The sequence below is a fragment of the Cellulosilyticum ruminicola JCM 14822 genome, assembly GCF_001311925.1.
Taxonomy (GTDB): domain Bacteria; phylum Bacillota; class Clostridia; order Lachnospirales; family Cellulosilyticaceae; genus Cellulosilyticum; species Cellulosilyticum ruminicola.
Map to the genome: position 1 here is coordinate 66,290 of NZ_BBCG01000014.1, position 10,494 is coordinate 76,783.

Genomic DNA, 10,494 nt, shown 5'->3' on the forward strand with positions numbered 1-10,494 from the left:
CCTTTACTTCGTCATAACTTTTTCTAATATATGAATAACTTCCTCAATTTTTTCTTCTGCATGATCTTGATTTTCGCATGCTGACTTCACGCAGTTTTTCATATGCTGCTCTAAAATAAGTAAATTGGCACGTTTTAAGAGAGCCTGCGCCGCTAAAATCTGATTGGATATATCTACACAATAACGCTCATCTTCTATCATTTTAATAATGCCTTCGATTTGTCCTTTTGCTGTTTTTAAGGACTGCATAGCTTTTTTTCTTTCTGGATTCATAATTACCCCCCTCCCCCCCGTGGGGTGTCTTGTTTATATATTAATAAATACTATTTACTTTGTCAACCTTATTAGCACTTCCACTATATATAGTAACCGACTTAATTTTTTAAAATCAATCATCACTAGATAATTTCATACATTGAAACTCATTCTTTACGTATAAACTAGAAAAGGATGCCACAAAATCATTATTGACCTTGCAGCATCCCTTTTAGCATTTACATACAAATTAACTTTTCTCTTTTATTTTATAAAATAGGATGACTAGCAATTACAATGCATTCTTCTGCTTCCCCATTATTAAATAAAGTACTTCCGCCATTACATAATCTCTTTGGCATATCCATATAAGAAAGACAATTATTAAACTGACAGTTTCTAATTCTTTGAGGAATACTCATACTACAACCTAAACTATAATCACTATAATAATGCCCTTCCTTATTCCATACACTACAATCTATAAATCTACTATCTACTATTTCAATAAAACGCATTTGCTGGGCATCTGTCATGGCTTTATCTGCAACAAAATAAACTCCCCCATTACTATTTTGATAAACATTATATAAGTAAACGCATTCTTTAAACTGACACTTATTTATCTTTACATTAATACAATCATTTACAACTAATACCCGATTATTAAAATAAGTAAACTCACATTGTTCTATAATAATTTCACCAGTACCATCAAAACTTATAGGATAATGATCTCCTATAAGCTCACAGTTTCTAAAAATCACTTTTTGATTATTTCTAAATAGCCATTGCTTCTGACTAAGGTCAATTTTCCAGTTTTCAAAAACTAATACATCCTGTTTAAACACCCAACGTTCCATTGACATCTCTTCATTCTTGAAAGTCTCATTAAAACTAGGCTTTTCCTCTAACTTTTCACAGCCATAATAAACGACCATTTCATCGTCATCAATTAATCGTCCTACTAAAAAGTGTCTTGTATAACCTATAAAATTTCTCACGTTAATATTCTTAGGTACCCTTTCAATAAGCTGCATATAGCTACTACTATCTTCTTCTAATATACTCATTCCTAAATTCATTAAGAAATTTAACTCTTTCTCATTAATCCCTAAATTTGCACCCATTAACCATACAAAATCTTTTTGCACCTTTGTTGCTTTCATAAGTATAAGAAATAAATCAAATATAAAATTATATCTTAATTCATTCCCTCTAAAATACTTTAAAAAATTTTCGCCTAAGGCCTGTGCAAAGTTTTGCTCCTCTGTTTCACTTATTGGGTCAAAAATCTCATCACCCAAATCAGCACTTTGAGCAATTTGTTTAAAAAAAACCTTTGGGCATAAGTTTCGCTTCCTCCTTCTCTCAAAGCAAGATTTAAAAGTGTCATGTATATTTTTTTAACAGATTCACTACATCTTTGTAGTGGATGCTCTTCTATTCTATGATTAAACGTTACTTGTTTTTCTAAATAAACATTAAGTTTCTCTAATATACTCACCCTACCCCCTCCTTTCCTTTATTTTATACTATTTATACACGTAAGAAAATGAAGAATATATAAAAAAGCGTTACTACCAAATGTCATATCATCTAGTAATAGCGCCTTTTATTTCTTATAAATCGCTTACTGCTTCTACTTCTACTATAAAATGACCCGTTACGTTTCTAGGACATGCAATATACAGATTACGCATGGCTTCATATGGCATTACATAACCATCATGAATATCTAAAAACATGATAGGATGTTCCCCCCTACTTCCTTCTTGTAAAACAGTGAAATGGATATTATCATCTTCTTCAATTTTACTGATAATATGCCAAACTAAATACTTTTCCTTTGGAAGTTGCACTGTAGAGAAATTAAAACTCACTCTTTCTCCATCTGTTTGTGATTTAGGTAAACATGCAATTGTTACTGTATTCATAACAAACACCCCTTCCACTTTGTTAATTTCTTCTAACACGATAATTAATATAATCCTAGTATACGTTGATTTTACCAATTTAATACATATTTTATTTAACCTGTCTTTTTTCTACTTTTAAGGCATTTCTATACTATGAATTTATCTATATTTTACAGACATAAAAAATATACAAGCTTTATCTACAAAAAAAGCTTATTTAAACAGCTTGACTTTTTAACTGATTAAATAAGCTTTACATTATCTTTTTATATCTAGCTTAAAAATAAAGCATACACCACAGTCATTACACCTGTAATCCCTATAGCAATTCCACTCATTGCTCCTTGAACTTGTCCAAGCTCTAAGGCCTTTGTAGTTCCCATGGCATGACTGCATGCACCAATTGCCACTCCCGCTGCAATAGGTTCTTTAACATGGAAAATCTTAATCATTAAAGGTGCAAATATAGCCCCTGCAATACCCGTAATAATAACCGCAGCTACTGTAACAGGTACTAAACCTCCTAATTGACTTGAAACTTCTATGGCAATTGGTGTGGTTACAGATTTTGGAAGTAATGAAGCTATTAACACTTCATCCAATTTAAATATTTTACAAAGTACAAATACACTGATCATAGACACTGCTGCCCCTACTGCTGTCCCCACAACAATAGGTAGCCAATTTTTCTTAAGAAGTTCTAACTGACTATAAATAGAAATTCCAAGTGCTGCTGTAGCTGGTGCCAAAAACATTGTAATAATCGCACCGCCTTGATTATAATTTGCTACTGGAATGCGAAATACTTGTAATACTGCAATTACCAAAAGAATCGCTATAAGTAACGGATTGGCTAATGGTGTTTTTAATTTTTTATTTATTTTAATACCTACTTCAAAGGCAAATATAGATAATACAATGCCGAAGTATGGACTAGATGTAATCTCATTCATTTATTTTCCTCCTTTTATTTTGCCATTTAATAACAAAGGTTACTGTATAAGCTGTAGCTACAAAGGTTACTACCATTGTAATAATGCATATAGCTAAAATCTTAAGGGCACTCCCCTTAAGTAAACCATAATTTTCTATAATTGCCACACCTGATGGGATAAAGAAGAAAGCCATATTTTGAAGTAAGAAATTCGTCTTTTCTCTCACATACTCCACTTTAAGTACCTTAAATAAAAGTAATAAAAATAAAATAATCATGCCCATTACGCTTGCTGGAAAAGGAAAAGGTAGTACACTTACTACAATCTGTCCTAATAAACATATAGCAAATACAATAGCTATTTGCATAATAATTTTCACATTACACACTCCTTACCTTTTTATCTTAAATTCCCAAAAAATTCTACTCCTATTCCTTAAAATCGTCAATTATATATAGTCACATTTTGTTGTCTTTTATATTAATTTTTATATAATTGTTTACTAGTTATACATTATATTTTTATATACATAAAAAACCTGCTACTGGAATACAATACTCCCTTAGCAGGTTCTCTTATTCTACAAGTGACTTAGCAAATTCACTTGCCACCCTATCTTCTATTTACAACCATGTTCACCGCAAGTATGTCCCTCACTGTGTGAATGATGGCTACATTTTGTATTTGGATTATAATTTAATTCACCTTTAATAAAGTCTACTACCTGTGCATCTGCATTTCCAGATGCTCCTGGATAAATTTTAATTCCTGCTTCACTTAATGCATTAATAGCACCACCACCGATACCACCACAAATTAAAGTATCTACATTTAAATTTTTAAGAAATCCAGCTAATGCCCCATGACCAGATCCATTTGTTTCTACGATTTGTTGTGAAATAATACTGTTATTTTCAATCTCATATACTTTAAACTGCTCTGTGTGTCCAAAGTGACCAAAAATATTTCCATTTTCATAAGTTACTGCAAGAATCATAATTTATGCCTCCTAAAATCTTTATATTATTTTTTTAACTGACACTAACAACATTCTTTTTTACATTTACCTTCCTTTGCTCTAGAAATGCAATTTCCACCTTCAGCAAGGCCTGTAAGTTTCTTTGCCACTTCCAGCAATACTGCCTTATTTGCTTTGTAATGAATAAAATAGCCTCTCTTTTCAGGAACTAAAATATTATTCTCCCTCATTATTTTAATATGTTGAGATACAGCACTTTCACTAATTCCTAATTTTTTAGCTAAGCCTCTTACACAATAATCGTGTTCTAAAAGAAGCTTTATAATATTCATTCTAGTCTCGTCTGAAATTGCTTTGAGTACATTTGTTAATTCCATACTACTCCTCTTTTGATTAAGTCATTACTTAATTAGATTATATACCTATATCTAATTAAGTCAACACTTAATTAGATATCTTTAAAATTAAGTGTTAAATTGCAAAAAAGGTGAAGATATTTATCACACCTTCACCTTTTTCATATATGTATTTAAAGGATTATTCTAAGTTATTTTCTAATGTTTGAAGTTCTGCTATAAGTTCTTTTGGTAATCTATCACCGAATTTACCATAGAATTCATGAATACCGCCTACTTCTTCTTTCCATAATTCTTTATCTACATTAAGTAAGTTAGCAACTGTAGTTTCATCAATGCTTAATCCATCAATATTGATATCTTCTACTTTTGGACCAAATCCGATAGGAGTTTCTACTGCATCAACTTTACCTTCGCAACGGTCTAGAATCCAGCTAAGTACTCTTAAGTTATCTCCGAATCCTGGCCAAATGAAGTTGCCTTCATCATCTGTTCTGAACCAGTTTACGTTGAAGATTTTTGGTGCTTTATCACCAAGTTTTTGACCCATGTCAATCCAGTGTTGGAAATAATCAGCCATATGGTAACCACAGAATGGAAGCATTGCCATTGGGTCACGTCTTACAACACCTACTGCTCCTGTTGCAGCTGCTGTTGTTTCAGAGGCCATGATTGAACCTACGAATACACCGTGATTCCAGTCTCTTGATTGATATACAAGTGGAGCAGTTTTTGCACGACGTCCACCAAATACGATAGCAGAGATTGGCACACCTTGTGGGTTATTGAATTCTTTACTGATGCATGGACAATTTCTGGCTGGTGCTGTGAAACGGCTGTTTGGATGAGCTCCTTTAGAACCATCAGTACAATCCCATTTTTCACCTTTCCAGTTGATTGCATTTGTTGGAGGATTTTTATCAAGACCTTCCCACCAAACTGTATTTGTATCTAAGTTTAATGCAACATTAGTGAAGATTGTTCCTTCTTCTGTTGAATGTAATGCATTTGGATTTGATTTCAAGTTTGTTCCTGGTGCTACACCGAAAAATCCATTTTCAGGGTTGATTGCCCAAAGTCTTCCGTCTGGACCTTGTCTAAGCCAAGAAATATCGTCACCTACACACCATACTTTGTAACCAGCTTTTTTATATACTTCTGGTGGAATAAGCATAGCAAGGTTTGTTTTACCACATGCTGATGGGAATGCAGCACAGATGTATTTTACTTCACCTTGTGGATTTTCAATACCTAAGATAAGCATATGTTCTGCCATCCAACCTTCATTTTTACCTTGGAAAGATGCAATTCTAAGTGCGAAACATTTTTTACCTAAAAGTACGTTTCCACCGTAAGCTGAGTTGATTGACCAGATTGTATTATCTTCTGGGAATTGGCAAATATATCTTTTTTCTTCATCGATATCAGCTTTAGAATGAAGACCTCTTACGAAATCATTAGATGTTTCACCTAATTGATCAATAGCATCTTTACCCATTCTTGTCATGATATCCATGTTAAGTACAACGTAATTAGAGTCTGTAATTTCGAAACCTACTTTAGAAAATTCTGAGCCAACTGGTCCCATTAAGTATGGAATTACATACATTGTACGGCCTTTCATAACACCGTCAAACATTTCACCAAGTTTTTTATACATTACTTGTGGATCTTCCCAGTTATTTGTTGGACCAGCATCTTCTTTGTTTCTTGTACAAATAAATGTTCTATGTTCTACCCTTGCAACATCGTTTGGTAATGTACGATGTAAATAACAATTAGGTAATTTTTCTTCGTTAAGTTTAATCATTTCTCCTGACTCAACGCTTTGTTTTCTAATTTCATCTAATTGTTCTTTTGAACCATCAATCCATACTACTTTGTCTGGTTTAGTTAATGCTACCATTTCATCTACCCAATTAAGAACATTTTTATTGTTTGTCAACATTTTTTGACCCCTTTCCTATCTTTCACCCTATTTTTTAGTCTTTCTAGGCAATATTATAGCGTAAGATTGATAAATTAAAAAGAAGAATTTTTTATATACTAAATAATATTATAAAAATTCTTCTTTTTAATAAAAAAATTCTTCTTTTTAATTTATTTTCAAACTTCAACTATACTATCCCTAATCTTTTATTACTTTTTTTCTTATTTCTTATCATTTTCTTATTAATATTTTTTTATCAATCCTTTAAGCCAATTGTAGTACTCAATATACTATAAAGTTCCCTAAGTGACTCTTTTTTCACTTTTCCACTGCTTGTCGTGTTAAACCCACTGACACGGATAACATATTTAGGTAATTTATATCTTGCAAGGCATTTTTTTAATAGTGCTCTTATTACTTCTACCTGACATAAATCCTCTTCTTTTTCTGGTACTACAAAAGCACATATCTCTTCTGTTTTATAGGGATCAGGTACCCCCACTACTACAGCTTCCTTTATACCCTCTAATTTCACTAATGCATTTTCTATTTCTGCTGGACATATATTTTCTCCCGCCTTAATAATAATATCCTTAATTCTAGCTTTGATGTATAAATACCCATCCTCATCTAATTCTCCTACATCTCCCGTATGGAGCCAGCCATCTGTATCTATTGTTTTAGATGTAGCTTTCTCATTTTTAAAGTAGCCGTTCATACAATAAGGACTACGTACTAAAATCTCACCTAATCTATCTGATTCACCTTTTTTTTTCAAGGCTTGTATTATAATCTATTTTAATTTCAACATTTTCTAATGCACGCCCTGTACTATACATACGTTTTTCGAAAGGGTCATTTATATTAGTTCCTGTAACTGCTAGTGTTTCAGTTTGTCCAAATGCCTGTAAAAGCTCTGTAACTCCTAGCTCTTTGTATATACGTTCATAAAGCTGTGGTGAAACATACGATCCTGCTATTAGGCCTGTCCTTAACGAACTAATATCTTCATCTTTATACTCGTTTAATAAGAATAAAAACATAGTAGGTACCCCATTGAAAATAGTGCATCTTTCTTCACTTATAATTTCCAAAACTCTGGATGTCTTAAACTTTTCTAAAATTGTTATTTTCCCACCTACATTAAATACAGGTATAATACCATATAAGCATCCCATCATATGTGCAAAAGGTGTACACATTAATGCATTTTCATTTTCACCATAAGTTAAGTTTTTTCCATATACCTCTATAGCCTTAGCTATTGCACTATTTTTTATCTCTACGGCTTTTGGTTCACTTGTTGTACCTGATGTAAATAAAATAAGTGCTGTATCGGTTGCCTCAACAGCCATATTCATTTCTTCTACTACTGCTTCAGATACACTACATCCCAAGTCTATAATAAACTGATTTGTACTATCCCAAATGATAATACGATAACTCATTTGATTATTTGCAGTAAGTTCACTAATCATATAGCTCATATCATCTGTAAATAAAATTTTAGCCCCTGTATGATTCATAGCACGCATAACTTCTATCTGTGTTAATGCTGCATTTAATCCAACCACTACAATTCCTAATTTAAATCCCGCCCATTGCATAGCCAACCATTCTGGTGTATTTTCTGACTTAATTGCAATCAAATCTCCTTTTTTTAAACCTAATGCAATCAATCCTTTTTCAATATCATGCACGTATACTTTAAAACTCTCATATGTATATGTCATATCATTTGTAGGAAAATATATACATTCCCTTTCACTAAATCTATCACATATTTCATCAAAAAAATCTCCTAATACCTGCTTCATATTTTCCCCCTAGGATTTTTTACCGAATTTTTTAAATTTATTAAGATGATATTTTTAACTTTATCACAACACCTAAATATAGTCAAATCTATATATTTTTGTATATCAGTTAAATTTAGGAAAATAAAAGAAGAGATATTACAATAAATTTTGTAATATCTCTTCTTATTTATCTATACACCTGAATTATCTCTTTCATCACTGGCAGAATCCACATTATCCATGATATATATACCATCTGTCATACAGGCTACTGGTATAGGCGTTACTTCCATTAAAACATCCTCTAAATAAGATGGGCAAGCAAATTCATTATTTAATCTACGATTATTAAACATATTGTTTACTCTATTAATAAGCTCTTCATCTGCTTGTAGTTCTTTCATTTTATTTAAAACTTGCCTTGTTTCATAAATCTTACATCCATTCAGTTCTGCATTAGCTGCTACATAGCTATAACCAATTTCAACAGGTGTCATAGTTTCATAGGTAAATTCTTGATCTTTACAATAATTATCAAGTGCTTCATTGTCTTGGTCTAAACAGTATTCTTCTACTTGACTACTATGGTCAAAGCATATCATTTTGTTATGAGGTGATAAAACAACATATTTCATATTTTTCTTTATCCCTTTCTCAAGCAAGTATTTGCTTTACATATAGTACTATTATGAACTATAACATTAAAATTATACTGTTTCTAAAAACAATTTATATTTTATTTTTGAGAATTAAACACGCTTCTATCTAATTTACCACTTGTATTAGCAACTGTTGTGGCACTAATAAGTGTACCACTTACATTAAGCATTGTTCTTCCCATATCAATAATCGGATCAATGGCGATAACCCCACCTATGAGTGGGAATAATGCTCCCATTCCCATACCTGAAATAACAACAGATACAGCAATTGTTGCAGTTCCTGGAAGTCCTGCAATTCCTAATGATGCTACTGTAATAATAATAGCTAACATGATATAGAAACTTAAATCCATATGAGTCCCAGTCATTTGTGCTAACATAATTGTTACAAGTGCTGGATAAATTCCTGCGCAACCATTCATTCCCATATTAGCTCCTAAGCTCCCTACGAAACTTGCTATACCTTCTTCCACACCTACTTTTCGATGAAGTGTCTCAATTGTTACAGGTAATGTTCCTAAGCTTGAACGTGAAGTAAAAGCTAAAACTAATGGCTCTGTTACTGCTTTTACATAGGTAATTGGATTAATTCCATTAAGCATAGCAATTACTAAATGTACAATAAACATAATAATTAAAGCCACATAGATTGCAACAATAAACTTAATTACAGCAATTAGCGCAACAATACCTCTAGCTGTAATTGTATTAGCAAGAAGTGCAATAACTGCATATGGCATAAATTTAATAACTGTCATTGCTACACTTAAAATAATCTTATAAAAAGCTTCAATCCATTTTACAAATGGTTCAATTGTTTCACCATGTTTCTTGCTCATACGTCTTATAGCAATTCCAATGAAGCTTGCAAAAATTACAATAGCTACAACATTAGCATCTACCATTGCTTTTACAGGATTAGCTGGAAGTAATCCTCTAAATGTATCAACGATAGAAGTTATTTCTCTTATTTGTGCATCATTATTTGTGATTTGCATATCTGTGCTAAAGTCCACAAAGTTCCCAATCACCATTCCTATAAATGCTGCAATAAGTGTAGTTCCTAAAAGCATTCCTATAGATTTAGCTGTAAGCTTTCCTAAATTTTCACCTTGCATATTCATAATTATGCGTGTAATTGATAAAAATACAAGTGGTACAACCAACATTTTAAGCAGATCCATAAATCCGTTTCCTACAAGTCCATACCAGCTGCTTACTTCTCTAAGCCACTGCACATCTCCCGGTACTTTTGGAAAACCCGCAATAAATTGAATAGATATCCCTAATATTAAACCAATAACAGTTCCTGAAATCATACGAATAGAAAATTTCACTTTACGTTTTTCCATCATATGAATAATTACAAACAAACCAAGAAGTACAGCTATAAAAATTACGGTTCTTATATTACTTAATAATAAAAAGTCAATTAAAAAAGTACTTTGTCCCATTCTAGTATCTCCATATTGTTATAATAATTTAACGACATGTGCTAGATTATCTCAACTTATAAGTAGGATAAATATGGTAATACATCAGGCTGTATAATCCCTAAAATAATTATACTAAGCTCTATTTATCCAAATATTAAATGCTTAATCTGTCCAGTTTTTTTATTACCAAGGCATTTGTTCATGAAATATGCAATGTTATGCT

At 31.9% G+C, this 10,494-nt stretch carries 12 protein-coding genes and 1 pseudogene; all 13 read right to left on the reverse strand.

The annotated features are described in order from the left end of the window. Nucleotides 1-3 precede the first annotated feature (3 nt). The 13 genes and pseudogenes from JCM14822_RS07080 to JCM14822_RS07140 all read right to left on the reverse strand — a co-directional run bounded on the left by JCM14822_RS07080 (nt 4) and on the right by JCM14822_RS07140 (nt 10,289). Nucleotides 4-273: a metal-sensing transcriptional repressor gene (locus JCM14822_RS07080; RefSeq protein ID WP_054740946.1), complete on the reverse strand. Its 270-nt coding sequence runs from the start codon at nt 271-273 to the stop codon at nt 4-6. A 251-nt stretch (nt 274-524) separates the two neighbouring features. Next, on the reverse strand, nt 525-1,562 hold the full coding sequence (locus JCM14822_RS07085) for a hypothetical protein (protein ID WP_054740948.1): 1,038 nt from the start codon (nt 1,560-1,562) through the stop codon (nt 525-527). Further along, nucleotides 1,535-1,762, reverse strand: coding sequence for a hypothetical protein (locus JCM14822_RS07090; protein WP_054740949.1), 228 nt, complete (start codon nt 1,760-1,762; stop codon nt 1,535-1,537). Before JCM14822_RS07090 ends, JCM14822_RS07085 begins: the two co-directional genes overlap by 28 nt. Nucleotides 1,763-1,877: 115 nt before the next feature. After that, complete coding sequence (locus tag JCM14822_RS07095; RefSeq protein ID WP_054740950.1) at nt 1,878-2,192, reverse strand: hypothetical protein; 315 nt, start codon at nt 2,190-2,192, stop codon at nt 1,878-1,880. 254 nt (nt 2,193-2,446) lie between these two features. Then, the gene (locus tag JCM14822_RS07100; protein ID WP_054740952.1) at nt 2,447-3,127 is read right to left on the reverse strand and encodes an LrgB family protein; all 681 of its coding nucleotides are present in this window, start codon (nt 3,125-3,127) and stop codon (nt 2,447-2,449) included. Next, the gene (locus JCM14822_RS07105) at nt 3,120-3,488 is read right to left on the reverse strand and encodes a CidA/LrgA family protein (RefSeq protein WP_054740954.1); all 369 of its coding nucleotides are present in this window, start codon (nt 3,486-3,488) and stop codon (nt 3,120-3,122) included. The genes JCM14822_RS07100 and JCM14822_RS07105 overlap by 8 nt, the downstream gene beginning before the upstream one ends. 240 nt (nt 3,489-3,728) lie before the next feature. Then, nucleotides 3,729-4,109 (reverse strand): annotated as a pseudogene (locus JCM14822_RS07110) (NifB/NifX family molybdenum-iron cluster-binding protein); the annotation flags it as partial. 41 nt (nt 4,110-4,150) lie between these two features. Beyond that, entirely contained in the window at nt 4,151-4,465 is a 315-nt protein-coding gene (locus tag JCM14822_RS07115) for an ArsR/SmtB family transcription factor (protein ID WP_054740959.1), read from the reverse strand. A 160-nt stretch (nt 4,466-4,625) separates the two neighbouring features. Next, complete coding sequence (locus JCM14822_RS07120) at nt 4,626-6,392, reverse strand: phosphoenolpyruvate carboxykinase (GTP) (RefSeq protein ID WP_207643257.1); 1,767 nt, start codon at nt 6,390-6,392, stop codon at nt 4,626-4,628. A 238-nt stretch (nt 6,393-6,630) separates the two neighbouring features. After that, nucleotides 6,631-7,152 carry a class I adenylate-forming enzyme family protein gene (locus JCM14822_RS22495; protein ID WP_054740961.1) on the reverse strand — a complete coding sequence of 174 codons (522 nt, stop codon included), beginning with the start codon at nt 7,150-7,152 and terminating at the stop codon, nt 6,631-6,633. After that, nucleotides 7,136-8,191 carry a long-chain fatty acid--CoA ligase gene (locus tag JCM14822_RS07130; protein WP_054740964.1) on the reverse strand — a complete coding sequence of 352 codons (1,056 nt, stop codon included), beginning with the start codon at nt 8,189-8,191 and terminating at the stop codon, nt 7,136-7,138. The genes JCM14822_RS22495 and JCM14822_RS07130 overlap by 17 nt, the downstream gene beginning before the upstream one ends. A 173-nt stretch (nt 8,192-8,364) precedes the next feature. After that, a complete protein-coding gene (locus JCM14822_RS07135; RefSeq protein ID WP_054740965.1) occupies nt 8,365-8,808 on the reverse strand; it encodes a hypothetical protein in 444 nt (147 codons plus the stop codon). Nucleotides 8,809-8,909: 101 nt separating this feature from the next. After that, on the reverse strand, nt 8,910-10,289 hold the full coding sequence (locus JCM14822_RS07140) for a cation:dicarboxylate symporter family transporter (RefSeq protein WP_054740968.1): 1,380 nt from the start codon (nt 10,287-10,289) through the stop codon (nt 8,910-8,912). Nucleotides 10,290-10,494: the final 205 nt, after the last annotated feature.

Coding starts and splice junctions, on each gene's coding strand:
- JCM14822_RS07080 (WP_054740946.1), bottom strand. CDS start 273: ATGAATCCAGAAAGAAAAAAAGCTATGCAGTCCTTAAAAACAGCAAAA.
- JCM14822_RS07095 (WP_054740950.1), bottom strand. CDS start 2,192: ATGAATACAGTAACAATTGCATGTTTACCTAAATCACAAACAGATGGA.
- JCM14822_RS07100 (WP_054740952.1), bottom strand. CDS start 3,127: ATGAATGAGATTACATCTAGTCCATACTTCGGCATTGTATTATCTATA.
- JCM14822_RS07115 (WP_054740959.1), bottom strand. CDS start 4,465: ATGGAATTAACAAATGTACTCAAAGCAATTTCAGACGAGACTAGAATG.
- JCM14822_RS07120 (WP_207643257.1), bottom strand. CDS start 6,392: ATGTTGACAAACAATAAAAATGTTCTTAATTGGGTAGATGAAATGGTA.
- JCM14822_RS07130 (WP_054740964.1), bottom strand. CDS start 8,191: ATGAAGCAGGTATTAGGAGATTTTTTTGATGAAATATGTGATAGATTT.
- JCM14822_RS07135 (WP_054740965.1), bottom strand. CDS start 8,808: ATGAAATATGTTGTTTTATCACCTCATAACAAAATGATATGCTTTGAC.
- JCM14822_RS07140 (WP_054740968.1), bottom strand. CDS start 10,289: ATGGGACAAAGTACTTTTTTAATTGACTTTTTATTATTAAGTAATATA.